Origin of the sequence: Streptomyces albicerus, from assembly GCF_008905045.1 — a bacterium.
GTDB lineage: Bacteria > Actinomycetota > Actinomycetes > Streptomycetales > Streptomycetaceae > Streptomyces > Streptomyces albicerus.
In genome coordinates, this window is record NZ_VWMY01000032.1 from 22,379 (window position 1) to 47,690 (window position 25,312).

Here is a 25,312-nt window from a genome sequence, read left to right on the forward strand (position 1 = left end):
CACGCAACCGTACGAGGAGAACCATGAACCCGCTGAAACGACTCGGCCGTCGCCGAGCCTCGGTGTTAGCCCTGCTGGCCACGGTCGCCCTGGTGACGCCCGGGACCGCGACCGGCGCACCCGACGACGTCAAAGCCTCCACCCTGGGCGCCCAAGCCGCCCAGTCCGGACGCTACTTCGGAACCGCCGTGGCCGCCGGACGGCTCGGCGACAGCACGTACACCGGCATCCTGGACCGCGAGTTCAACTCGGTGACAGCCGAGAACGAGATGAAGTGGGACGCCACGGAGCGCTCCCGCGGACAGTTCACCTTCGGCGCCGCCGACCAGATCATGAACCGCGCGGCGGCCCGTGGTCAACGCATGCGCGGCCACACGCTGGTGTGGCACTCCCAACTGCCCGGCTGGGTCAGCTCCATCAGGGACGCGAACACGCTGCGCGGCGTGATGAACAACCACATCACCACGGTGATGAACCGCTACAAGGGCCGGATCCACTCCTGGGACGTGGTCAACGAGGCCTTCGCGGACGGCGGCAGCGGTCAGCTGCGCAGCTCCGTCTTCCGGGACGTGCTGGGCAACGGCTTCCTCGAGGAGGCGTTCCGCACCGCGCGGTCGGCCGACCCGGCGGCCAAGCTCTGCTACAACGACTACAACATCGAGAACTGGAGCGACGCGAAGACCCAGGGCGTCTACCGCATGGTCCGCGACTTCAAGGCGCGCGGCGTGCCCATCGACTGCGTCGGCCTCCAGGCCCACTTCGGCACCGGCGGCCCGCCCGCCAGTTTCCAGACGACGCTGTCGAACTTCGCCGCCCTCGGCGTGGACGTCCAGATCACCGAACTGGACATCGCGCAGGCATCGCCGAACGCGTACGCGAACACCGTCCGGGCCTGCATGAACGTGGCGCGCTGCACCGGCATCACCGTCTGGGGCATCCGCGACAGCGACTCCTGGCGCGCCGGGGAGAACCCGCTGCTGTTCGACCGCGGCGGCAACAAGAAGCCGGCGTACAACGCAGTGCTGACGACGCTGGGCGGCACGCCCGCCAGCACGCGGCAGACCGACGCTCCCCCGCCCCGGTCCGCCGCCGCGCCGGCCGCGCTGCCCTCCCGCTTCTCCTGGAGCTCCAGCGGGACGCTGATCTCACCGAAGCCGGACGCCACACACAACATCGCCGGCATCAAGGACCCGACGGTCGTCCAGTACAACGGCAAGTACCACGTGTTCGCCAGTACCGCGAGCTCCTCCGGCTACAACCTGGTCTACCTGAACTTCAACGACTGGTCCCAGGCCGGCTCGGCCACACACCACTACCTGGACCGCACCGCCATCGGGTCCGGTTACCGGGCCGCGCCGCAGGTCTTCTACAACGCGCCGCAACGCCTGTGGTACCTCGTCTACCAGACCGGCAACGCCTCGTACTCCACCAACCCCGACATCAGCAATCCGAACGGGTGGAGCGCTCCGCGCAACTTCTACTCGTCGATGCCGGACATCATCCGGCAGAACATTGGCAACGGCTACTGGGTCGACATGTGGGTGATCTGCGACAGCGCCAACTGCTACCTGTTCTCCTCCGACGACAACGGACACCTGTACCGCTCGCAGACGACCGTCGGCCAGTTCCCGAACGGGTTCACCAACACCGTCATCGCGGCTCAGGACTCCAAATACGCCCTGTTCGAAGCGAGCAACGTCTACAAGGTGCAGGGCTCCAACCAGTACCTGCTCCTCGTCGAGGCCATCGGATCGGACGGCCGGCGCTACTTCCGCTCCTGGACCTCCACCAGCCTCGCCGGCTCCTGGACCCCCCTGGCCGCGTCCGAGAGCAACCCGTTCGCCAGGGCGAACAACGTCACCTTCCCCTCAGGGGCCTGGACCCGGGACATCAGCCATGGCGAGATGATCCGCGCCGGCTACGACCAGACACTCACCATCCCGGCCTGCCGGCTCCAGTACCTCTACCAGGGCATGAACCCCAACGCGAGCGGCGACTACAACACCCTCCCGTGGCGGCTCGGCCTCCTCACCCAGACCAACTCGACCTGCTGACCGACCGTGCCGTGGGGAGCGCTTCCAATGGGAGCGCTGCCGATGGGAGCGCTCCCCATGCTCACCGCCGACCATCCGACGCATCCCTGTCAGAGAACCGAGGTACCGTCATGCGCCGCAGACTGCTCGCCCTGGTAGCCGCGCTCTCCTCGCTGCCGCTGGCGCTCGCCGCCGCACCGCCCGCCCGCGCGGCCGACCCGACGACCATGACCAACGGGTTCTACGTGGACCCCGACTCCAGCGCGAAGCGGTGGGTCGCCGCCAACCCCGGTGACGGCCGGGCGCCCGCGATCAACGCCTCCATCGCGGGCACCCCGACGGCCCGCTGGTTCGGCTCCTGGAGCGGCACCATCGGCACCGCCACCGGCGCGTACGTGGGCGCCGCGGACGCCCGGGACAAGCTGCCCGTCCTTGTCGCCTACAACATCTACAACCGCGACTACTGCGGCGGGCACTCCGCGGGCGGAGCCTCCTCGCCGTCCGCCTACGCGAACTGGATCGCCCAGTTCGCGGGCGGGATCGCGGGCCGCCCGGCCGTCGTCGTCCTCGAACCGGACTCCCTCGGTGACTACGGCTGTATGAACCAGGCCCAGATCGGCGAACGCGAGGCCATGCTCACCGGCGCGCTCGCCGAGTTCAACCGCCAGGCTCCCAACACCTGGGTCTATCTCGACGCCGGCAACCCGGCCTGGGCGAGCGCGGCGACCATGGCCCGGCGCCTCCACGAAGCCGGCCTCCGACAGGCCCATGGCTTCTCGCTCAACGTCTCCAACTACCTGACCACGGCCGAGAACACCGCGTACGGCAACGCCGTCAACAGTGAACTGGGCGCCCGGTACGGCTACACCAAGCCGTTCGTCGTGGACACCAGCCGCAACGGCAACGGCTCCAACGGCCAGTGGTGCAACCCCTCGGGCCGCCGTATCGGCACCCCCACCCAGCTGGGCGGAGGCGCCGAGATGCTCTTGTGGATCAAGGTCCCGGGTGAGTCCGACGGCAACTGCGGCGCCGGAACCGGCTCCTCGGCCGGACAGTTCCTCCCCGAGGTCGCGTACAAGATGATCTACGGCTACTGATCCGGGACCACTCGGGCGCAGTTCCGGCACCGGGTCAGGGGCGAGACCGGCGAGCCCGGTGGGGGCAGGGCGAACACCTACCGTTTCGGATCAAGGGTCGCGGTGTCGAGTATCCCTGCGACTTCGGCGAGTGTCGCGGCCGAGGCGCCTTTGAGGCAGACATGGGCATCGACAGGGAATGATGCCTCGTCAGGATGCGTTATCCAGCCCCGTCGGACCAGCTCCCGATCCCCTCCCAGCGACCGACACCCCTCGCCGGGGCTGGAGTACGCACTGGGCTCGACTTCCGTCCCCGAGTCCAGAGCGCGAACAGCGCCTTTCCACCTCGGTGATCCTGCCTCCCACCACAGCGAAGGGCCGCCTCGGCCTGGACCTGGTGAACCGAGTCCTGATCAACACCTCACTCGGTGCCGCGCAGCAGGTCGCCAGGCAGTCACCCATAGCCCTCTCGCCCAACAACGCGGAGGCGCTCACCGTGCTCGCGCCGCCCGATCTGTCGAAGGCCCGCAAAGGTGTTCAGGGCGATGTCAACGGCCTGTTCCTGGTCCTCGGACTGGTCTCCCTGATCGTGGGTGCCATCGGCATCGCCAACGTCACGCTGGTGACCGTGATGGAACGGATCGGGGAGATCGGGCTGCGGCGTGCCCTGGGCGCCTCGCGCCGGCAGATCGCCGGGCAGTTCCTCATGGAGTCGACCACGGTCGGCCTGCTGGGCGGCGTCATCGGCGCGGCCCTGGGCATGGTCGTCGTGGTGTCCGTGTCGGCGCTCAAGGACTGGACTCCCGTACTGGACGGCCGACTTGCCCTCGGCGCGCCGGTCGCCGGCGCACTGGTCGGGCTGCTCGCGGGAGTGTACCCGTCGCTACGGGCTTCCCGTATGGAACCCGTCGAAGCGTTGCGAGCCCCCTCCTGAGCGCCGGTTCGAAGCTCACAGTGCTTGAGTCCCAAGAGCCTACGGCTCAGGCACTGAAGGGCTGCGCTGAGCAGCATCGACTCGCTGACCCAACAAGATCACTCATCCGAGGTGACACCACTTGTGCGGCCTTGAAGGTGCGCCGCCAAACGCCGGGCGCTCTCCCGCGCTGTGCTGGAGTCGAGCATCAGGGGGTGCCCAGGTACGTGGTGGCTTCGACGTCGTTCAGGTGGATGAGGACGTCATGTGCCTGGCCCAGGGCAGTCTTGTACTCCATGGGATCGGGCCACCCGGCGCCGATGTTCCAGGTGACACGCTCCTTGTCCAACCAGGCGCGCGCGAAGTTGGGGACCGTGCGCATGTCGAGGATGTAGTCGTCCGGGCGGGCCTTGTCCAGGGTGTGTTCGTTGGAGCCCGGCTTCGCGGCACCCACACGGTAGGTGCGCATCACATTGTCCTCGGTGCCGAATGCCTTGAAGGCACCCTGGTAGAAACTGAAGCCGATGCTGACGTAGTCCTTGCCCAACGCATCGCGCAGGAACGCGCCTTGAGTCTTGGGGTACCGGGTATCGAACGAGTTGTAGGACACATGGGTGTTGTGCGCCGACAGCAGGATCCGGTCGCCGGTGTGCTTGTGCCACCAGGCCACGTTCTCGGCCATCACCTGGTCACGGAGTTTCATCATCTCCGCGCTCTGGACCTCGTTGTTGAAGTCGAAGGACATGCCCGCGGCCATCTGATGGATGGCCCTGGCGTGCTGCACCATCCACATGTGGGCCTGCTTGTCCGCACCGGCACCAGGGCGCTGTTTCCGAAGCAGCTCGTACACCTTCTCGGTCCGCTCCGCCCGTTCCTTGCGCTCGGCCAGCGACAGCTTGAAGTACTCCTCGCTGTAGGTGCCGGCGTCGGTGGTCGGCGCCAGACCGCGGTACAACTCGGTGACACGCTCCAGCAACTGCGGATGGTTGCGGGCCACATGGCCGGTCACCCGCTCGTACAACTCCGGCCCGGCGTAGCCCATGTCGTTGCCCATGAACTGCACCGGGTCGTTCGGGTGCTGACGGTTGTAGTCGCGCATCCACTCGATGAGGTCGAGGTAGTCCTGGTTGTTCCAGATCCGGTACGAACCCTGGAACTCCTCACGCGCTATGTCCTTCAGGTTGCCCTCGCCGTCCAATACGTACTCGTTGAGCCGCACCCCGCTGCTCCAGGGAAGCTCCAGGGAGAAGGACCGAAAGCCCTTCTCCTCAACCAGATAGCGGAAGACCCGGTGCTTCATGCGGAAGAAGTCCTGCGAACCATGAGTGGCCTCGCCCAGCCCCACCACCTTGGTGCCCTTGACCATTCGGCCCAGCACGTCCAGGTCCCGCAGACTGCCCTCGGGCTCAGTGCTCCTCAGCGTGAGAGCACTGCGCTCGATGGCAGCGACCACATTTTCCACGTGCCGCTCAGAGGCCGAAGTCCTCGATACCGAGGCCGAAGAGGATGAGTCCTGCGTCGTGTTCCCGATGGCCGGAGTGGCAACTGCCGCCGCCCCAAAGGAAAGGAGGACCGAGGGAATGATTACTGCCTTGCGTCGCATCATGGCCATAGATTCCCGTGCGCACAGGGGGCGTCACCAACCCGTACGGTGCCCACCTCCAGGTACCGCAGGCACTACCGCCGGACACCCGGCACCACCATGTACGACGGGACTGAGCTGGCCCAGTGTGAGCGGGTTGCCGACTGGGCCCGGCCGCGACGGCACCGGAGGGGGTGCCGTCGCGGTCGGGCCGACCCGGTGTCAGGCGCAGAGTTCGCCGTCGATCAGGTGGTTCTGGGCCTGCTGGGTGGACATGTCGGAGGAGCCGTCGCCGGTCGCGATCAGGACGACGGCCCGGCGGCCGTCGGCGCTGACGCCGTTGCGGGTGGTGTAGCCGGGAAGGTCGCCGCCGTGGCTGTAGTAGGCGCCGCCGCAGGACAGCGGGACCTCCATCAGGCCGAGGCCGTACCGCACACCAGGCCATCCGGGGTCCAGCTCCGGGGCCCGTACGGTCGCCTTCATTGCCGCCAGCTCCGCCGGGTGCAGCAGCCGGCCGCCGAGGAGCGCCTGGTAGAAGCGGTTCAGGTCGGCCGTCGTGCTGATCATGGCGCCTGCCGCGCCGCCCGCGGAGGGGTCGAACCCGGTGACGTCGATCGACGGTCCCGCCTCCCCGAAGTTGGAGTAGCCGTGCAGGTGGCGGCCGGGTATCCGTGAGTACGTCGTCGGGGCGAGGGTGTGGCGCAGGTGCAGCGGGCGGATGATGCGCGCGGTGGCCTCCTGCTCCCAGCTGTGCCCGGTGGCCTTCTGAATGATCATTCCGGCCAGGATGTAGTTGGTGTTGGAGTACCCCCACCCGGTGCCGGGCGCGAAGTCCGGGGTGTGTCGCATCGTGATGGAGACCAGCTGCTCCGGTGTCCAGGTGGTGTAACGGTCCGCCTGGTAGCCGGCCACACTGGCCATCTCGGGGAAGTCCGAGGTGTAGTCGAACAGTCCGCTGGTGTGCTGGAGCAGCTGCCGTACGGTGATCGCGCTGCCGTCGTTGCCGTGGCCGGACACGACTCCCGGCAGCCAGTGCTCCACGGTGTCGTCCAGCGACAGGCGTCCCTCGCCGACGAGTTGCAGCATCACCGTGGCGACGAACGTCTTGCTGGTGCCGGCGATCCGGAAGCGGTCACCGGGGCGTGCGGCGTCGCCCGTGGCCTTGTCGGCCACCCAGCCGGTGGCGTACCCGGAGCCTCGCGGGCCTGTCGACCGGGCCACGACGCCGACGGTTCCGGTCTTCATGATCGCGTCCACATGTGCCTGCAGCGCCTTGCTGTGCGACGTGTCGTGCGTCAGGTCGTACGTCTCGCTGCGCACCGGCTCGGCCGCGGACCCGGTCACGACCGCTGCGGGCAGAGTCAGGCCGATACCGGCGAGCGCGGTCACCAGGGTCGTGGCCACCAGACGGGAGGTGAGCCTGGTCTTCATCAGTCGGACGCTCCTTGCATGTCGGTCGGGCCTCCGTCGAGGTGTGATCACCACGCTGGGAACTCCGGCCGTGCGTCACGATCAGGCAGGTGGGCCATTCGGTGGGGGTGCCCTCTCCCCCGCGCGGGTGGCGCCTGCTGTACCGGCCTGGCCCTGCCCCTGGTTCAATGTCTCGATGGCCAGGGTTCGCTGACGTACTGTCAGGTGCGCCGTCGTGCGTCGTCCAGGTATCTCAGAACCGCCGCGACCCGGCGGTCCACCTGGTCGGCGGGTGACAGGTCGAGCTTGGCGAAGATGCTGCGGATGTGCTTGTGGACGGCGCCGTCCGTGACGACGAGCCGTTCGGCGATGGCTCCGTTGCCCAGCCCTTCCGCCATCAGCGCGAGCACCTCGCGCTCGCGCGGACTGAGCCGCTCCAGACGGGTGTCCTGGCGACTGCGGGTGAAGAGCTGCGCGACGACCTCCGGGTCGATGGCCGTTCCCCCGGCCGCCACCCGCGTGAGCGCGTCCAGGAACTCCTCGACCCTGCCGACCCGCTCCTTGAGCAGATAGCCGAGCCCGGTGACCCCGCCGACGAGCAGCTCCGTGGCGAAGGACTGCTCGACATACGCCGAAAGGACGAGAACCGCCAGATCGGGCCTGCGTCGCCGGGCCTCGACGGCCGCGACGATCCCCTCGTCGGTGTGCGTCGGCGGCATCCGCACGTCGAGGATGGCGACGTCGGGCTTGTGGGTGTCGATGGCATCGAGGATGCCGTCGGGCGTACCCGCCGTGGCCACCACGTCGAGGCCCTCGGCGCGCAGCAGCAGCGCGAGCCCCTCCCGCAGCAGCGCGTCGTCCTCGGCGATCACAATCCGCATGGCAGTTCCACCTTGAGAGTTGTCGGGCCGCCGGGCGGGCTGGCCAGTTCGAGGGTGCCGTCGTGCGCCGCGATCCGGTTGCGGATGCCGGCGAGACCGGAGCCGCCGGCCTCGTCGGCACCGCCCCGGCCGTCGTCGGTGATGTCCAGGCACAGCCGGCCGCCACGACTGCGGACCCTGACTCGGGCCTGCCGCGCCCCGCTGTGCTTGGCGATGTTCGTCAAGGTCTCGGCCACCACGAAGTAGGCGGTCGCCTCCACCGACGCGGCGCACCGCTCGGGCGCCTCGACGTCGATCCGGCAGGGCACCGGGCAGCTCGCGGCGAGTCCGGTGAGCGCACCGGCGAGCCCCCGGTCGGCCAGTACGGGCGGCAGGATGCCACGGGCGACCGAGCGCAGCTCGGACAGAGCCTGCTCGGCGGCGCTCTGGGCCCGTTCGAGGAGTTCGTCGGCGCCCGACGGGTCGCGGGCCACCATGCGGCGCGCGGCGCCGAGCAGCACGGTGACGGTGACGAGCCGGTTCTGGGTGCCGTCGTGCAACGAGCGCTCGATGCGCCGCAGTTCGGTCGCGTGGGCGTCCAGGGCTGCCGCCCGGGTGGCGGTGAGTTCCGCGACGCGCAGGGACAGGTCCGTGTCGGGTCCGGCCGCGAGGAAGATGCGTCCCGGCCGCGCCTGGAGTCGCGCCATGCCGGGGGTGAGGCCGAGGATGATAGCGATCCAGCCGAGCCCCAGGAGGGCGGCGGCGATCGCGTCGGCCCAGGTCTGCGCGACCCCTATGCCCAGGGACGTACTGGTCGCGCCCTCCGGCAGAAGCCGCCAGTACAGCGGGAAGGCAGTGTCGCGCACGGCCAGCAGCGGCAGCAGCGCCCCGCTGAGGCCCAGCAGCAGACCCAGCGAGGCATGGCGGGCCAGCCAGCTCAACTCCCGCCGCGTGGTCGGGTCGACGACGGCGAGCCGCAGCCGGGTCGGCGCCGGGTCCGGGCCGATGACCTGGGAGCCCCATCGGCCGAGCCGGGCACGTTCGTGTCCGGCGAGCGCGTGCAGGGCGCGCAGTACGAGCGGCGCCATGGGCAGGCCGACGCCCGCCAGGGATGCCACGGCGGTCACGGCCGTCCAGATCAGGACGAGCAGCGCCAGCACCGCCGTACCGAGTCCGCCGACGAGCTCCCCGAGCGCGGCGCCGGCCGCACCGGCCGTCCGGACCACGGTGCCCCGGGCTCCGGACCGGCCCCCGGATCCACCCCCACCGCCCCCGGTTCCGCTGCCTCCGGTTCCGCTTCCTTCGACCGCCCGCCCGTCGGCCTCCCGGCCCTCAGCCGGCTCGTCGTGCCGGATCGAGGTAGGCATCCGCCCGCTCCCCTCTCGCTCCCCAACATCCCCATCCGGGCATCCGGTCCACTGTTGTTGAGGAGAGTAGAGGTAGCGCCTGCTGTACCCCCACTCGGGCTGCTGGCGGGCTCGGCCGCATGGGGTGCTGATCCGTAGTTTCGGTGAGGACAGCGAGGCCCACCCAGGGCCTGAAGCGTTCGAAGACCACGAAGAGGGACAGAGATGACGACCACCGACTCCTACCGTCTCGACGACAACGCCGAAAACGCAGACCCGGCCGGACACGGCGTCACCCGGGACGGCGTCGTGCGTACGGCCCTGTGGCTGGTGCTGGTCATCAGCACGGTCGGCAATATGGCGGCCTCGTTCGGCACTGCCTCCACCCAGGTCCACCTGGCCTGCGGCGCGGTCACCGCGCTGTGCGTGACGGTGCTCGTCACCCGTCATCTGCGGGGCCGGCGATGAGAGGGGCCGCCTCGCAGAAGCCGGCCACTCGGAACGTCAGTAGGACGATGCTCGCCTGAGCCCCGCGGTGGGTCCGAGCCCACGCCGACGCAGCCGACGACATCGACGGGCTCATCCAGACCAACTCCCCCATCGACCGCGCCCACCAGCCCGCCGCCGCACTCGCCACGCAGTGCTCCAGTTGCTGCTGGGGAATGGGCAAGATCCGGAAGCCGTCGCCCAACTGTCGGCGTCCTGCGGGGCGATACGGCCGTCAGGTGTCGGCAGCTCATGAACACGGGTGTTGGAGCTTCTGCCCTGGCAGGCGCTCAGGGGAAGCGCAGGGTGAGGGCGAGCCCGCCCTCGGCGCCGGGGCGCGCTGTGAGCGTGGCGTGGTGGGCCTCGGCGATGGAGGCGGCGATGGACAGTCCCAGGCCGTGGCCGGTAGCGGCGGTGCGGTCCCCGTCGAGGCGTCGGAAGGGCTCGAACAGTTCGGGGATCCGTTCGGCGGGCACGTGGGGGCCTGTGTTGGTCACCGTCACGGTGCGGGCGTCGAGACGTCCGCGGACGTGGCCGCCGGGGTGGTTGTACTGGATGGCGTTGCGGATCAGGTTCGTCAGCAGGTGGCGCAGCAGGACAGGGTCACCGGGGACGGCCAGCGGGGTGTCGGCGTCGAGGTCGACGTGCACGCCGTTCTCGGCTGCCTGCGGGGCGAGTTCGGCGGTCACGAGCCGGGCGGTGGCTGCCAGGTCGACGCTTTCGGTCGCTTCCAGGCCGCGGTCGCTGCGGGCCAGCAGAAGCAGGGCGTTGATCAGCTGTTCGGCCTCGCGGTTGGCGGTGAGCAGGTCCTCCCGGACGTCGGCGAGGCCGTCGGGCAGGGGATCGGCGAGGCCGACCTGGAGGCTGGTGCGCTGGACCGCGAGGGGTGTCTTGAGTTCGTGGGAGGCGTTGGCGACGAACCGGCGTTGACTCTCGAAGGACTTCTCGAGCCGGTCGAGCATGGTGTCGAAGGTGTCGGCGAGGCGGTGGAGTTCGTCGTCGGGGCCGGTGAGCGCGAGGCGCTGGTGCATGTTCTGTTCGCTGATGCGGCGGGCGGCTTCGGTCATGGAGGCGACGGGACGCAGAGCCCGTCCGGCCAGCCACCAGCCGAGCAGTCCGGCAAGAAGCGCCGTGATCAGGAGTCCGACGGCGGACCAGAGCACCATCTGGCGCAGCGCGGTGTCCTGGACGGCCTGCACGGTCTGGTCGACCTTCTGGATCATGGCGACGTCGCTCAGGGCCGTAGGTGCGCGATCCGGGCGAGTGGGGTGCGCGGGCTCGAAGGGCGTCGCAGCGCCGCTCGGCGCCTCGCCGTACGGCGCATCGCCGCTCGACACATCGCCATAGCTGACCGCCATCCCCTCGACCTGCTGATCCGTTCCGTAGCGCGCGAGCAGCACCACGAAAGCGAGCAGGGCGATGCCGGCGAGCAGGAAGAGCCCGCAGAAGGCGGCGGCCAGGCGGGCGCGGAAGGGCAGCCTGCTCAGCAGTGCCCGCGGGCTCAGTCGCACAGCCGGTATCCCTCTCCCTTGTCGGCGACGATCAGGCCGGGGTCGCCGAGTTTGCCGCGCAGCCGGCTGACCGCGGCGCGGACCGCGCTGGTACGCGGGTCGAGGTGCTCGTCCCAGACGGTGCGGACGAGCTCGTCGTGCGGCACCGGCGCTCCACCGGCGCTCAGCAGCAGGTGCAAAACCGCGAACTCCTTCAGGGTCAGCTCCAGCGGGCGGCCGTCCACGGACACCTCGCGCCGCGTCTCATCCAGCGTGATGCTCCCGAAACGCAGCACGGCGGGGGGCGGCTTCGGCGCACGGCGGCTCAACGCCCGTACGCGGGCGACGAGTTCGGCGAAGTCGAAGGGCTTGGCGAGGTAGTCGTCCGCGCCGAGCGTCGTAAGGCCGTAGATCTTGTCCGTGAGCTCGCCGGCCGCGGTCAGCATCAGAATCCGCGGCGGGTCGGCGAGTTCACGCAGCCGCCTGCACACCTCGTCACCGCTCATGACCGGGAGGTCGCGGTCGAGGAGCAACACGTCGTACGCGGTGAGCAGGCACATCCGCTCGGCCTCCGCCCCGGTGGCGGCGATGTCGACCGCCATCGCCTGCCGGCGAAGGCCGGTGGCGATGGTGCGGGCGAGAACGCGGTGGTCTTCGGCTACCAGGACTCTCATGTCCACATGAAACCAAGATCACGGTTCAGCCGGATAAGGACGCGGAGCGGTGTGCTCCAAGCCTGTCGGCGCTGTAGGGGCCGGACGGGCCTTTATGCCGCTGTAACACCCTTATCCCGCTGCACACAGCAGGCTGCTTCTGTCTGGGCATGAACTTCGTCAAGCGCGCCGGGATGAGCCTTGGTGCCAGAAGATCCAGGACCGCCGCCCTGCTGGCGATCTTCGTCGTCATCTGCACCCTGCTCCTCGCCGGCTTCCTGCTGCAGGCCGCCGCCACCCGCCAGGAGGCCGAAGCGCAGCGCACCATCGGCGTCGACGTCACCGTCAAGCAAACGGGCCTCACCCCGGCCCTCGCCGACCGGCTCGGCGCCTCGGACCTGGTGCACCGCTACAACCCAGAGCTTCCAGTGCGGGCCGGGGCGCGCGGCTTCACACCACTGGCGTCGAATGCGCCGAAGCCGGGCGGCACCGGAGCCGAGGAGAAGGAACAGGCCACGCTGGCCGTGAACGGCGTCCGTGACTCGGGCATGCTGCTGCCCTTTTCGTACGGCTCGACGAAGATCACGGCGGGCCGCGGCATCACCCCTGAGGACGCGGACCGCGACGTCGCCATGATCGAGCAGCGCTTGGCCGACAAGAACCACCTCAAGGTCGGCGACACCATGCAGGTGCGGTCGTCGGACGGCAAGCGCACGGTACCGCTGACGGTCGTCGGCATCTTCCAGGACCCGATGCAGGATCCGACGAACTGGACGCCGCCGCACGAACTGCCCGGCAACGCGCTGTACGTACCGGTGAGCACGGCCCAGAAAGTCGGAACCGGCAGCGAGACGGTCAGCGAGGCGGTGTTCAAGATCGCTTCGCCGGGCCAGGCCGAGCAGCTGCACGCCGAGGCCGAGCGACTCCTCGGCAAGGGCAGGTTCGACTTCCGCGTCAACGACAAGGCGTACCGGGACCAGGTCCGCCCCATCCAGCAGGTCGGCACGTTCGCGGGACTGATCGTCTGGGTGATCGCCCTGGCCGGAGCACTGATCCTCGGCCTCATCGTGACGCTGCAGATCCGCGAGCGGCGCGCTGAGCTCGGGGTGCTGCTCTCGATGGGCGAGAAGAAGTGGAAGCTCATCGGCCAGCACGCCGTGGAGGTGGCTGCCGTGGCCCTGCCCGCCGTCGCGATCGCCGCTCTGGCCGGCTCGCTCGCCGGACAGTCCGCGGGTGACGCGCTCCTCGACGGCCGGAGCGGCAAGCCGGTCACGTCGGCCGGTGCGCCGGATGCCGAGATCGCTCCGCCCATGGTGCGCGTCGAGCCCGCCACCGTCGGCAAGGTCGCCGGCATCGGGCTCGGGATCTCCCTGGTCTCCACCGTCATCCCGGGCATCGGGATCCTCCGTCTGCACCCCCGCTCCATCCTCGCCGACACCGAGTAGCCGGCCACCGACACCGCATGGACCAGCCAGCATCGCCGCATGGACCAGCCACCGACATCACACGACCACCCACCGGCACGCGCCGAGAGAGCCGATACCCATGAACTTCGTCAAACGCGCAGGGTTCAGCCTGTGGGCCCGCAAGGGCCGCACCCTGATCACCCTCGCCACCTTCCTCGTCATCTCCGTGATGGTGCTGGCCGGTGTCCTGATCAACGACGCGACGGCCCAGGCCGAGCAGGACGCCAAGCGCTCTGTGGGCGCCGAGGTCAACCTCGAGATGGATATGGGCGCCATGGGAGGCGCCGGTGGCGGCGGCCTGCAGGCCCCGCGCATCGACGCCGCGACCGTCGACAAGCTCGGGGCGCTGCCCCAGGTGCAGAAGTACACCTACTCGATGTGGGACCGCGCCATCCTCAAGGGCAAGTTCAAGCTGGTCGAGGGCGGCCCGGCCGACCCCATGGGCCCCGGCGGCACCCCGAGCATCGGCGTGCTCGACTCCTCGCTGCTGCCCGACTTCCGCAGCGGCAAGTTCAAGCTCCTGTCCGGTGAGCACCTCACGGCCGCCGACAAGGACAAGAAGCAACTGCTGATCGAGGAGCGGCTGGCCAGGAAGAACGGTCTCAAGATCGGCGACAGGATCACACTGACCGGCAACGACGAGAAGACCACGGCCGACTTCACCGTTGGCGGCGTCTACCGCGACCCGCGACCCAGCACCGAACCCGAGCCGGAGCACCTCGTCAACCCAGCCAACATGCTGTACGGAACAGTGGGCGGCCTCTCCGCACTCGGGTCCGAAGGGAAGGGGCCGCTGCAGGTCGACAAGGCGACGTTCCTCCTCCAGGACGCCGATGTGCAGGGCGCGTTCAAGGACGAGGCGAAGCGGATCGCCGGCTCGGCGCTCGATGGCTTCAAGCTGGACGCCAACGACAAGGCCATCCAGCAGATGACGGGCCCGCTCAAGAGCATCCGCTCCACGGCCACCGTCGCCATGTGGCTGATGGCCATCGCCGGCGCAGCCGTCCTGACCCTCCTGGTCAACCTCGCCGTCAAGCAACGTCGCAAGGAGTACGGCGTCCTGCTGGCCATGGGCGAGAAGAAGAGCAAGCTCATCGCCCAACAGGCCCTGGAGATCGTCGTGGTGGCCGCCATCGCCATCGGGGTGAGTTCCCTGTTCGCCCCGAGCCTGACCCAGAGCGCCGGCCAGTCCCTGCTCGGCAACGAAGCCTCCGCCGCCAAGCAGAAGCTCGACTCGTGGCAGCCCCCGGGCCCCGGCAGCACCGGGCTCAGCGAGGGCATCGACATGGACGACCAGCCGGTCGAGAACGCCGATCCCATCGACAAGATCACCGTGGCGCTCGACCCGGCGGACGTCGTCGCCGTAGGCGCCATCGGCCTCGGCATCGGCCTCCTCGCCACCGCCATCCCGGGCGGTGCCGTGCTGCGCCTCAGCCCCCGCACCATCCTCACGAAGGGCAAGTGACCCGCCATGACCAGCGCCACCACCACCCCGCCCGTCCTGCGCCTCGCCGACGTCAGCCACACCTACGTCGGCCAGCGCCGCAGGACGACGGTACTCAAGGGCATCGACTACGCCTTTGAACGCGGCACGTTCTACACCATCCTGGGCCCCTCGGGCAGCGGCAAGACCACCCTGCTCAGCCTCGCCAGCGGGCTCGACACCCCCACCAAGGGCACGATCAGCTTCGACGGACAGGACCTCACCAAGCTCGGGCTCGGCAGCTACCGCAACAAGCACGCCGCCACGATCTTCCAGCAGTACAACCTCCTCACCTACATGACCGCCCTTCAGAACGTCACCACCGCCATGGAAATCACCGGCGCCAAGCCCGCGACCGGAAGCCGCAGGACCCGCGCCCTGCAGCTCCTCGAGAAGATCGGCCTCGACAAGGCCATGGCCACCCGCAATGTGCTGCAGCTCTCCGGCGGCCAGCAACAGCGCGTCGCCATCGCCCGCGCCCTCGCCTGCGACGTCGACATCCTCTTCGCCGACGAACCCACCGGAAACCTCGACGAGGACACCGCCCAGGGCATCATCGACACCTTCCGCGAACTCGCCCACGAGCAGGGCAAATGCGTGGTCGTCGTCACCCACTCCCAGCAGCTGGCCACGCAGTCCGACCGCGTTCTCAACCTGCGCAAGGGCAAGCTCACGGAGCAGGTGAACGCGCGATGAGTAGCCGTGCCCGCACGGCCAGACGGACGACCGCCGCCAGAGCGAAGAGCCATCCGATCAACATCGTTCGCCACCGCCGAGCGCCGAAAGCACCCAGCCGGTAAAGAGCGTAGCCACGCCTGATCCCTCATTGGATGGTGGATTGGCCCCACTGAAGGATTCCCTGACCCCGGTCTGTGACCGGGGTCAGGGAGGGAAGCGCCATGTCCGGTGCCCGCGGGACCGAAGGAGCCCGGTCGCATACCTTCGTTGGCCGCCGCTAGACCATCGGCCGATGGCGGCGACCATTCCCCCTCCCCAGGCTGAGGTCAACTCGCGGGGAGAGGACGGTAGATGACCACCGACCAGAATGACTCCGGCATCGACCGACGTATGTTCCTCGGTGGCTTCGGAGCCCTCGGCGCGACCCTGATGCTGCCGGGCGCAGCCGCGCCTCCCTTCCCGGACAGCAACCCGACCGCAACGAGTAAGACCTCCGCGGACGGCCACCTGGCGGAGACGTTCCGGGACCCTGGCCCGCGGCTTCGCCCCCGGGTCACGTGGTGGTGGCCCGGTCCGGCCGTGAAGGACACCGAACTCCGCGCCGAAATCGGGGAAATGGTGAAGGCCGGCTTCGGTGGCGCGCAATTCTTCGAGACCCCCGGCCTCGCCCACCCGAACGACCGGCGTCCGCCCGAACGGTTCCTGTGGGGCACGCCCCACTGGGCCCGCCGCATCGAGACGGCTCTGCGGGCGGCACGTGACCACGACTTCCGCATCGACTTCCAGGTGAGCTCGGGCTGGCCGTGGAACAGCCCTGCCGTGTCCGGCCGGTTCTCCCCCCTCGCCCAGCAGCAGCTTGTGTTCGGTCATCGGGAAGTGACGGGGCCATCCAGGTTCAGCGGCGCCCCGCCGCGGCCCGGCGACGTAAACCCACGCACCGCGCGGCTGGTGGCCGTCGTGGCCGCTCGGCTCCAGGCACCGGCAGTCCTGGACGCGGAACACACCATGGACCTCACGCCGACCCTGGACGGGCAGGGCAGGGTGCACTGGACGGTACCCGCGGGGCGATGGGTCGTGTTCGGGTTCTGGCAGGTGCCCACCGGCCAGCAGTCGAACGACAGCACGAGGCCGAACGACCCCCTGGTGCTGGACCAGCTCAACCCGGACGCCACCAGGGCGGCAACCGCCGACCTCGGCCGGCGCCTCCTCAACCACCTCGGGCCACTCGCCGCCGAGGTGGCCGACCGCTTCCATGAGGACTCACTGGAGTTCCAGTTCACCGGCCTGCTGTGGACCGGCCGGTTCCTGGAGGAGTTCCGTGCTCGCCGGGGCTATGACCTGACCGGCTTCCTCCCGGCGCTGGCCGTCGTCGGCTGGCACTCCGACGACCTCGAGGCCGGCGAACAGGTCTACGACTACGCCAGCAGTGTCGGCCGACGCATCCGGCACGACTACAACGAGACTCTGACGGAGCTGTGGGTGGACAACCACGTGCGCCCGGCACGCGCGTGGGCTCGTGGCCACGGCCTTGACTTCCAGGGGCGCGGGCACATGCTGACCATGGACGTCGTCGCCGTCAACAAGGCGTACGTAGCTCCGGACGCCGACCCGTTCGACGGCCCGGTCGGCTTCACACGGACCATCACGTCGGGCGGCCGCCTGGCCGGGCACGAGTTCGCTTCGCTCGAGATCGGGGACATCACCCACGGCGACTACATGATCACCCCCGAGGCCTTGAAGTACGTTGCCGACAAGGGCTTCGTCGGTGGAGCGAACGAGCTGGTCCTCCACGGATACCCCTACAAGACCGCTCACGGCGCGGGCTGGCCCTCGTGGTGGCCGTGGTCTTCCGAGTACGACCTCGCCGGACGGGAGTTCGGGTTCGGTGAAGGGTTCACTCCGGCGCTCCCGCTGTGGCGGCACCTGCGACCGCTCACCGACTACTTCGCCCGGGCGCAGACGGTACTCAGGGCGGGGCATCCGGTCACCGACATCGCCGTCTACCGCGATGTCCAGGGATACGGCCGGGTCGACGACCCGCGCACGGACGAGCGCGGCGATCCGCTGCTGAACGCCGCCCTGGCCGGGTCGGGATACAGCTTCGACATGGTCAACCCCGGTTCCCTCGCCCAAGAGGACACAGCGGTGCGGGACGGGCGGCTGGTGGTGCGAGCACCGGGCTATGCCGCACTGGTCGTCGAGTTGGACGCGTCGAAGCACCAGGGCGTGGTCGACTGCAGCGACGCCATGTCCGCGGTCGTGGCGCGGCGGCTGGTGACCTTCGCGCGCGACGGCCTGCCGATCGTGTTCGTCGGCCGCTTCCCCGACCGGGGGGTGAGCTACCGAGACCCCCAGCGGGAGGACGTGTTGGTGCGCGACGCCGTGGCGCACCTCCGGCGTTCGCCGCGGGTCCGGCTGGTACGGGACGAGGCCGGCGTGCCCGCGGCGCTCGAGCAGCTCGGTGTCCGGCCCGATGTGTCGTTCGACCGTCCGCAGCAGGTGTACGGCGTGCACCGGCGGACTCCCACGGGCGACTACTGGTTCCTGTGCAACACGTCAGCCGCCTTTGACGAGACCATCCGACTCGTCGGCGGTGCGACCGCACGCTTCACGGCCTCCTTCGCGGTCGGCGACCGGGCTCCTGACCTCTGGGACCTGTGGACCGGCGAGGTCCGCCCACTGGGCCGCTTCCGGGTCGGCGACGGGCGAATCGCGGTACCGGTCGAGCTGGCCCCCGGCGAGAGCACGGTGATCGGTTTCGAACGGCCCGTCAGCCAGCACATCGAGTCCACCACCGCGGAAGCCGTCGTCGTCCGCGGGCACGAACTGCGCCTGCGCTCCACCGGACCAGGCGCCGCGACCGCCCGGCTCGACGACGGACGGACGGTCACGGTCGACTTCGGGGCACTCCCCCGCCCGCTGGAGCCGGAGCACTGGTCGCTGCACGTGGAAGGCGCGGTCCCGAGCGGGCAGGAACGCCACACGCTCCGCCTCGAACGGCTGGCGGACTGGCGGACCATTCCCCGGCTGCGGGCGACGTCGGGCACCGGCACCTACCGGACGGCGGTCATGCTCGACGAGCACTGGACCGGTCGGGGCCGCGGCGCCTACCTCGAACTCGGCCGCGTCGAGGGCGGCGTCCAGGTCCGGGTCAACGGCCGGCGCGTCCACCCGGCCAGCGTCGCCCCGCCCCGGATCGACATCGGCGCCTCGTTACGGCCGGGCCGGAACGTCATCGAGGTCGAGGTCACCACGACCCTGAAGAACCAGCTGACCGCGCTCGCTGAGAAGGGCGTACCCGGCTACTCCCGCTTCCTCAAACGCCCCGTCAGGACACAGCCCTACGGGCTGCTCGGACCGGTACGCCTCATCCCCTACGCCGAGCACGGCATCAAGGCGTGACTCGCCCGGCGCGCCTGGTGCGGTGGGGGTCGGGCGCGGCTGCCGAGTCATGGCTGACCGCTTTCGGTGCGGGCGCGCACGACGCTGTCCGTGCGAGTGCGCAGAACGGTGAAGGAGTACGTCGTGAGGTCGCAGACCGGGCCGGTCACACGGCCCTCGACCGGGGAGGCCGGGGCGGGCGCCTACGGCGACTTCATCCAGAAGCTGTGCACGCGCTGCGGGGCCGACACGACCATCGTGGCGGTAGGCGCCCGCCAGTACGCCGGCCAGGTCCAGCAGGTGGTCAAGGCGCGTAACGACGCCGGCGACAGCCGGGTCCGCTACTGGTTCCTCGACGACTCGGGCCTGGACTTCCTCGGCTGCGACTGGCACTGCTCGGCCCACGACGACCGAGTCACGGCGGACCTGCTGCGCTTGCTGTCGAGCGGGGCGCGCAGGCGCCGGCCGCTCAGCCCTGCACCCGGCGGTCAGGAACGCACCGGCCGGGGCGCCGTGGGCAGAAACGGACCTAAGCGGTCTCGGTGAAGTCCGGTGCGGTATGGCAGCGCTTTGAAGGGGCGCTGGGCTGTATCGATAGGCGGCTCCGCCGCGTGGGCGCGACCAGCCACGATGCACCCGCAGACGACACACCGGACATCCAGCGAAGCGCTTAGGCTGGAAACTGGCGGCTGGAAACCAGCCCTGACGGGCACAGTTGTCCGGACGGAGGCGTGGCGCGTGGACTGGGCCGGCAAGCAGGATGTCCGCACTGCCGCGCTTGTGGTGGGCCCGGACGGCGTGGTGAGCGGCTGGAGCGAGAACGGGCGGCTACTGCTGGGCTGGACGGCGGAGGACGCCGTCGGGCGCCCCGTGACCGACCTGCTGGCCGCTCCCCCACCATCCGGCTTCCCCGAGAGCTACGGCAGCGGCCCCGACCACACGCGGCTCGTCCCCCTGCGCCACCGGGACGGTTCCACGGTGGACGCTTTGGTGTCGGCTCACCCGCTGTTCGGCGCCAACGGCCGGGCGCTGGGCCATGCGGTGACCGTCCACCGCTGGGAACGCCGCCCGGTGATCGCCGACCTGGCCTTCGAACAGTGCCCCTTCGCTCTGGGCGTCTACGACCCTGAGCTGCGGTTTCTGTGGATCAACGCCTCCTCGGGCCGGGTGATAGCGCACTCCGAGGAGCAAGTGCTCGGTAAGAAGTACCGCGAGCTGTTTCCGGAATTCGACCGCGAGCTGTTTCCCGAAAGGGACGACAAGCCCTACACCGACCAGCTCGCCGAGGTGGCGAGGACGGGCGAGCCCGCGCGTCTCATCACGGTCTTCCGCCCGCTCGGCAGCGACTACGCCAACGCCTGGGCGACCAGCATGTGGCCCGTGCGGGATGCCGAGGGCAGGGTCCGCGCCGTCGCCAACTGGGGATTCGACATGAGCGCCGAGTACTGGGCCCGGCAGCGCCTGCTCATCCTCAACGAGGCCAGCGGCGGCATCGGCCGGACGCTCGACGTGCTCGGCACCGCCCAGGAACTGGCCACGACCCCGGTGCCGGGATTCGCCGACCTCGTCACCGTCGATCTCTTCGACGAGGTGCTGCACGGAGAGGAACCGCCCCTTTCCCCCGCCTCCGCCTCCGGCGAAGCCATCACGCTCAGCCGCGCCGCCCGACACAGCGCGAAGTGTGACACCGACCGGGCTCCCGGGCACCCGATGCCGGTCAGTCACACTCCCGGTTCCGTCGCCGCCCGCTGCATGGCCACCGGCAGGTCCACGGTTGAACTCGCCGCCGAACCCGGCCAGGGCGGCGAATGGGCCTTCGGGCCCGGGCTCGCCGCCGACCCGGCCCACTGGCCGCCGGGCAACCCGTTGGTCGACGAATCCATCGCCGCGGACGGGCTGACCGGCCGGATCACCGTGCCACTCCGGGCCCGCGGCGCGCTGCTCGGCGTCGTCACCTTCTCCCGCAGCGACCGGCCCGAGGCCTTCACCGCCGACGACCTGATCCTCGCCGAGGAGCTGACGGCCAAGGCAGCCGTCGCCATCGACAACGCCCGCCGGTACTCGCGCGAGCGCACGACCGCGCTGACCCTGCAACGCAGTCTGCTGTTGCAACGGCTGCCAAGCCAGGAGACGCTCGAGGTGGCATCCCGCTACCTGCCCGCCGGAACCGGCGCGGAAGTGGGTGGTGACTGGTTCGACGTCATTCCGCTCTCCGGTGCCCGGGTCGCCCTGGTCGTCGGCGATGTAGTCGGTCACGGCCTGCACGCCTCGGCCAGCATGGGCCGGTTGCGTATGGCGGTCCGCACGCTCGCCGACGTGGACCTGCCGCCGGACGAGTTGCTGACCCACCTGGACGACCCGGTCATCCACCTCGCCAGCGACCTCCAGCCCGCCGGCCGCTTCCAGCCGACCGGCGAGTTCGGGGCCACCTGCCTGTACACCGTCTACGACCCGGTCTCCCGCCGCTTCACACTGGCGAGCGCAGGTCATCCGCTGCCGCTGATCATCTCCCCGGACGGCACCACGTCCCCGGCACCCGCACAGCCTGGACCACCGCTCGGCATCGGTGGGCTGCCTTTCGAGGCCATCGAAGTCGAACTGCCCGAGGGCAGCCTGCTAGCCCTCTACACCGACGGACTGGTGGAGAGCCGCGAGCGCGACGTCGACCAGCGGATCGCCGAACTGCTGCGGGCCTTGAACCATTCGGCCAGCTCACTGGAGGGCCTCTGCGACACGGTGATGGACGCCATGCTTCCCGAACGCCGTACCGACGACGCCGCCCTGCTGCTCGCTCGCACCCACGCGCTGGATCCCCAGCATGTCGCCGACTGGGACGTCGTACCCGACCCCGCGCAGGTGCCGCGCGCCAGGAAGTTCGCCATCGAACAGCTGGAGGCCTGGGACCTGGAGGAGGCGTCGTTCGTCACCGAACTGGTTGTCAGCGAGCTGGTCACCAACGCCATCAGATACGGCGAGCCCCCGATCAGGCTGCGGCTGATTCACGACACCTCCCTGATCTGCGAGGTCTCCGACGCCAGCAACACCTCACCGCACCTACGCCGGGCGCGCGCCTTCGACGAGGGTGGCCGGGGCCTGCTGCTCGTCGCCCAGCTCACCCAGGGGTGGGGCACCCGGCACACCACCGACGGCAAGACGATCTGGTGCGCGCAGACCCTCACCGAGCCCGAGCCCGACCCGCGATGAAATCCGAGCCCGGCGGGCCCTCGAGCGCGAGCGGTTGCCTGCCCGCGTACCGGTCATGCGCTGTGCGCACCGCGCACACGCGCTCCAGACGCGTGCGAGCGGGTACGTCACATCGAGGTGATGATCAGCCGACGGTCCCGCCGAGGCCCAGCCGCCCGCCGCAGCGCAGCCAGGACGGCGATCCCGTTTACCCCACGAGGGCACGAATGCTCCTTCGCCCACGCCCAGTTGCTTACGCACAGCGGCCGCCTACGCGGGGGCGGCAGGCTCCCGCTGCGGCGGCAGCGCGCCGCACTTCGTCGGCCGTGTGCGCCCCCACGAGCGGCGTGAGACCCAACCCTTTGCACAACCCCATCAAGTCCGTGAGCCGGCCACGTACTGGGCCGCGAGGGACGCAGGGGCGGGGATGTCCGCCAGCGCGCCTTGCTGGGGCTCTTTCGCTTCACCTCGGCGATGATGGACACCCCAGGCGCGCGGCATGATCGGGACCAATCGAGTCGTCGGTTGATTTCTTGAGGGGCAGAGGGCGCGTATGGACATTCGGCAGCTGGAGTACTTCCTCGCGATTGTTGATCGTGGGGGGGGTTCAACCGTGCGGCCTCGGCTCTGTACGTGTCGCAGCCGTCGCTGTCGCAGGCCGTGCAAGCACTGGAGCGTGATCTCGGCTCCGAGCTGTTCCATCGCATCGGGCGTAGGGCAGTCCTGACGGAGGCCGGAAGTGCCCTGATCGAGCCTGCCCGGGAGGCCGTGCGGAGTCTGGAGACGGCGCGGGCGAGTGTCGCCGCGGTGCATGAGCTGCGTGAGGGGCGCCTGGATGTGGCGTCGATGCCGTCGCAGGCGGTGGAGCCGCTGACGACCTTGGTCTCCGACAAGGAGGTCGTCTCACATGCGCTGGGGCGACAGCGTTTTGTGCTGGTGGCGCCGGCCGACGGCCCGTTCGCTGATCGGACGGCGGTGGAGTGCCGGGAGCTTGCGGGACAGCGGCTGATCGTCGGGCAGCCGGGTACCGGAATGCGTGCCAACGTCGACGCGCTGCGGGAACAGGGCATCGAGTTCACCGTCGCCGCCGAGACCGAGCACCGCGTGTCGCTCATGCCCCTGGTACTGGCCGGGGTCGGGCTCGCGGTGGTCACGGATTCCTGGCGGGACGTCGCCCGGCGACTGGGCGCCCGCGTCCTGGACATCGAGCCGGAGACCACCTTGGACATCGCCCTCGTCAGCCGCCGCGGCAGCCTGTCACCCGCAGCCGCCGCGTTCGTCACGGCCGCCACCTCGGCCGCCGACAGCTGATAGGCACCGCTTATAAGGGAATCCGCTTTGCGTCTTGGACGCTCCACGGACCGCCTTGCTGCAATTGACGGCATGACGACGAACCACCGCATTGGCCTGATCCCCGGCGACGGCATCGGCGCCGAGGTACTGCCCCAGCACAGCAGGTGCTCGATGTTCTCGGCCGCCGCCACGGCTTCAGCCTGTCCTACACGTCGTACAACGACTGGTCGTGCGAGCGGTACCTGCGGGAGGGCGCCATGATGCCCGCCGACGGGATCGACCAGCTGCGCGACAAGGACGCGATCCTGCTGGGCGCGGTGGGATACCCGGGGTGCCCGACCATGTCTCGCTGTGGGGGCTGCTGATCCCGATCCGGCGCAGCTTCCGCCAGTACGTCAACCTCCGCCCCATCCGTGTCTTCGAAGGCATCGACAGTCCGGTGCGCGGCGCACGGCCGGGCGAGGTCGATTTCGTCGTCGTGCGCGAGAACATGGAAGGCGAGTACAGCGAGGTCGGCGGCCGGCTCAACAGGGGCTTCCCGGACGAGATCGCCGTGCAGGAGGCCGTCTTCACCCGGGCCGGCGTCACACGCGTGCTGGACTACGCCTTCACGCTCGCCTCCCAGCGCGGCGGCCGCCTGACCTCCGCGACCAAGTCGAACGGCATCGTGCACACCATGCCGTTCTGGGACCAGCTCGTCACCGAGCGGGCCGCCTCGTTCCCGCAGGTCGCCTGGGACCAGGAGCACATCGACGCGCTCGCGGCCAAGTTCGTCCTCGAACCAGCCCGCTTCGACGTCGTCGTCGCCTCCAACCTCTTCGGCGACATACTCAGCGACCTCGCGGCCGCGGTCGCCGGATCCATCGGCATCGCCCCGGCGGCCAACCTCAACCCCGAGCGGGACTTCCCCTCGATGTTCGAGCCGGTGCACGGCTCCGCGCCCGACATCGCGGGCCAGGGCACCGCCAACCCGCTGGGCGCGATCTGGTCCGCGGCCATGATGCTCGACCACCTCGGCCATCCCGCCGCGGCCAGGGACATCACGGACGCGATCGCCTCGGTCCTGGCCAAGACCGATATCCGCACCCGTGACCTGGGCGGAACCGCGACCACCGCCGAGTTCACCGACAAGCTGATCGAACTTCTCTGAGCCATCTCCCGCTCGGTGGGCGGCAGCGACGACGCCGCCCACCGCTCACCGGGCACTCCCGCGCGACCTCTCCCCTTTCCCGAGCCGCTCCCCCCACCGGCCCTCCCTCGTGGCGAGGACCGTTCCGCGCCCCGGTTGCGCCCCGTTTTCTCCGTCGCCGGTGCGGGAGTTCAGCCACGGGCGGATGCTAAGTGCCTGGGTCAGAACCTTCGATAGTTCTACCTCGCGTGCCGGAGCACTGCCCGCTTCCGTTGGAGTGAAAAACTCGATGAACCGCTGCCCTCCACGCCTCAACGCGTCATGGTTCCTCTGAGGCAATCAGGGGCGAAGGGAACAGAGTTGTGCATGTGAGGCGTATCGGAACAATCCTGAGCGCTGCCGCGCTCACCATGCTGGCTATTCCGACGAACGCTCACGCCGCGGCAGTCGCCTGCGGCGGCGGTGTGTCGACCGGCCGGGTGGCTGTCAACGGCTGCATCAGCGCCGAACGCGGAAAGGAAGGCCGAATCTACACTCGGGAGATCACGGCGTACGTCAAGGCGCGCAACACGGGGCCGAGGGCGGTGAACGTCTCCTACGAGGCGTTCTTTCGTGTCGTCAATGGTGGTCACTGGGTGAAGTTGGGCAGCGGTCGCACCTATGTCCCGGCAGGTGGGACCGTCGAGCCCACCGAGGTGGGAAGCTCGACCCGGGTGTGCGGGCCCCTGAAGGTCGAGATTCGTGTACACGCCCGTGCCGACGGGGCCGCCTGGAGCGGGTGGTCTACCGCCGGCACGGCGCAGTGCCAAACCTGAGCGGCCAAACTGCGACCGCTCCACTGCGTACGGCA

17 protein-coding genes and 2 pseudogenes are annotated in these 25,312 nt (G+C 69.6%); 13 read left to right on the forward strand and 6 right to left on the reverse strand.

Annotation, left to right across the window (positions count from 1 at the left end):
• The first annotated feature begins 23 nt into the window (after nucleotides 1-23).
• The 3 genes from GAS53_RS27850 (at nucleotide 24) to GAS53_RS27860 (ending at nucleotide 4,043) form a co-directional block, all read left to right on the forward strand.
• Nucleotides 24-2,054, forward strand: a complete 2,031-nt coding sequence (locus GAS53_RS27850) for a non-reducing end alpha-L-arabinofuranosidase family hydrolase (RefSeq protein ID WP_151480469.1) — start codon at nucleotides 24-26, stop codon at nucleotides 2,052-2,054.
• A 110-nt stretch (nucleotides 2,055-2,164) separates the two neighbouring features.
• The gene (locus GAS53_RS27855) at nucleotides 2,165-3,130 is read left to right on the forward strand and encodes a glycoside hydrolase family 6 protein (protein ID WP_151480470.1); all 966 of its coding nucleotides are present in this window, start codon (nucleotides 2,165-2,167) and stop codon (nucleotides 3,128-3,130) included.
• A 328-nt stretch (nucleotides 3,131-3,458) separates the two neighbouring features.
• On the forward strand, nucleotides 3,459-4,043 hold the full coding sequence (locus GAS53_RS27860) for an ABC transporter permease (RefSeq protein ID WP_225859120.1): 585 nt from the start codon (nucleotides 3,459-3,461) through the stop codon (nucleotides 4,041-4,043).
• A 187-nt stretch (nucleotides 4,044-4,230) separates the two neighbouring features.
• Here GAS53_RS27860 and GAS53_RS27865 read toward each other — a convergent pair whose 3' ends face one another.
• From GAS53_RS27865 to GAS53_RS27880, 4 genes are all read right to left on the reverse strand, one after another.
• Complete coding sequence (locus GAS53_RS27865) at nucleotides 4,231-5,484, reverse strand: erythromycin esterase family protein (RefSeq protein WP_225859121.1); 1,254 nt, start codon at nucleotides 5,482-5,484, stop codon at nucleotides 4,231-4,233.
• A gap of 342 nt (nucleotides 5,485-5,826) precedes the next feature.
• A complete protein-coding gene (locus GAS53_RS27870) occupies nucleotides 5,827-7,035 on the reverse strand; it encodes a serine hydrolase domain-containing protein (RefSeq protein ID WP_151480473.1) in 1,209 nt (402 codons plus the stop codon).
• Between the two features lie 200 nt (nucleotides 7,036-7,235).
• Nucleotides 7,236-7,895, reverse strand: a complete 660-nt coding sequence (locus GAS53_RS27875) for a response regulator transcription factor (RefSeq protein ID WP_151480474.1) — start codon at nucleotides 7,893-7,895, stop codon at nucleotides 7,236-7,238.
• Entirely contained in the window at nucleotides 7,883-9,241 is a 1,359-nt protein-coding gene (locus GAS53_RS27880) for a sensor histidine kinase (protein ID WP_151480475.1), read from the reverse strand. Before GAS53_RS27880 ends, GAS53_RS27875 begins: the two co-directional genes overlap by 13 nt.
• A 204-nt stretch (nucleotides 9,242-9,445) precedes the next feature.
• On the opposite strand from GAS53_RS27880, the gene GAS53_RS27885 reads away from it, so the two are divergent.
• Nucleotides 9,446-9,688, forward strand: a complete 243-nt coding sequence (locus GAS53_RS27885) for a hypothetical protein (RefSeq protein WP_151480476.1) — start codon at nucleotides 9,446-9,448, stop codon at nucleotides 9,686-9,688.
• A gap of 308 nt (nucleotides 9,689-9,996) precedes the next feature.
• On the opposite strand, the gene GAS53_RS27890 is transcribed toward GAS53_RS27885, so the two are convergent.
• Nucleotides 9,997-11,217, reverse strand: coding sequence for a sensor histidine kinase (locus GAS53_RS27890; protein WP_151480477.1), 1,221 nt, complete (start codon nucleotides 11,215-11,217; stop codon nucleotides 9,997-9,999).
• Nucleotides 11,208-11,870, reverse strand: coding sequence for a response regulator transcription factor (locus tag GAS53_RS27895; protein ID WP_151480478.1), 663 nt, complete (start codon nucleotides 11,868-11,870; stop codon nucleotides 11,208-11,210). Before GAS53_RS27895 ends, GAS53_RS27890 begins: the two co-directional genes overlap by 10 nt.
• Before the next feature lie 149 nt (nucleotides 11,871-12,019).
• On the opposite strand from GAS53_RS27895, the gene GAS53_RS27900 reads away from it, so the two are divergent.
• The 9 genes and pseudogenes from GAS53_RS27900 to GAS53_RS27945 all read left to right on the forward strand — a co-directional run bounded on the left by GAS53_RS27900 (nucleotide 12,020) and on the right by GAS53_RS27945 (nucleotide 25,277).
• Nucleotides 12,020-13,294, forward strand: a complete 1,275-nt coding sequence (locus GAS53_RS27900) for an ABC transporter permease (protein WP_151480479.1) — start codon at nucleotides 12,020-12,022, stop codon at nucleotides 13,292-13,294.
• Between the two features lie 100 nt (nucleotides 13,295-13,394).
• Nucleotides 13,395-14,780 carry an ABC transporter permease gene (locus GAS53_RS27905; protein ID WP_151480480.1) on the forward strand — a complete coding sequence of 462 codons (1,386 nt, stop codon included), beginning with the start codon at nucleotides 13,395-13,397 and terminating at the stop codon, nucleotides 14,778-14,780.
• A gap of 6 nt (nucleotides 14,781-14,786) precedes the next feature.
• Nucleotides 14,787-15,494, forward strand: coding sequence for an ABC transporter ATP-binding protein (locus GAS53_RS27910; RefSeq protein WP_151480481.1), 708 nt, complete (start codon nucleotides 14,787-14,789; stop codon nucleotides 15,492-15,494).
• A gap of 333 nt (nucleotides 15,495-15,827) precedes the next feature.
• Nucleotides 15,828-18,878 carry a glycosyl hydrolase gene (locus tag GAS53_RS27915; RefSeq protein ID WP_151480482.1) on the forward strand — a complete coding sequence of 1,017 codons (3,051 nt, stop codon included), beginning with the start codon at nucleotides 15,828-15,830 and terminating at the stop codon, nucleotides 18,876-18,878.
• A 123-nt stretch (nucleotides 18,879-19,001) separates the two neighbouring features.
• Nucleotides 19,002-19,403: a hypothetical protein gene (locus GAS53_RS56570; protein ID WP_225859122.1), complete on the forward strand. Its 402-nt coding sequence runs from the start codon at nucleotides 19,002-19,004 to the stop codon at nucleotides 19,401-19,403.
• Between the two features lie 192 nt (nucleotides 19,404-19,595).
• Complete coding sequence (locus tag GAS53_RS27925; RefSeq protein ID WP_151480483.1) at nucleotides 19,596-22,061, forward strand: SpoIIE family protein phosphatase; 2,466 nt, start codon at nucleotides 19,596-19,598, stop codon at nucleotides 22,059-22,061.
• Nucleotides 22,062-22,593: 532 nt separating this feature from the next.
• Nucleotides 22,594-23,351 (forward strand): annotated as a pseudogene (locus GAS53_RS27935) (LysR family transcriptional regulator).
• Nucleotides 23,352-23,423: 72 nt separating this feature from the next.
• Nucleotides 23,424-24,483 (forward strand): annotated as a pseudogene (locus GAS53_RS27940) (tartrate dehydrogenase).
• A 347-nt stretch (nucleotides 24,484-24,830) separates the two neighbouring features.
• The gene (locus GAS53_RS27945) at nucleotides 24,831-25,277 is read left to right on the forward strand and encodes a hypothetical protein (RefSeq protein ID WP_151480484.1); all 447 of its coding nucleotides are present in this window, start codon (nucleotides 24,831-24,833) and stop codon (nucleotides 25,275-25,277) included.
• Nucleotides 25,278-25,312 lie beyond the last annotated feature (35 nt).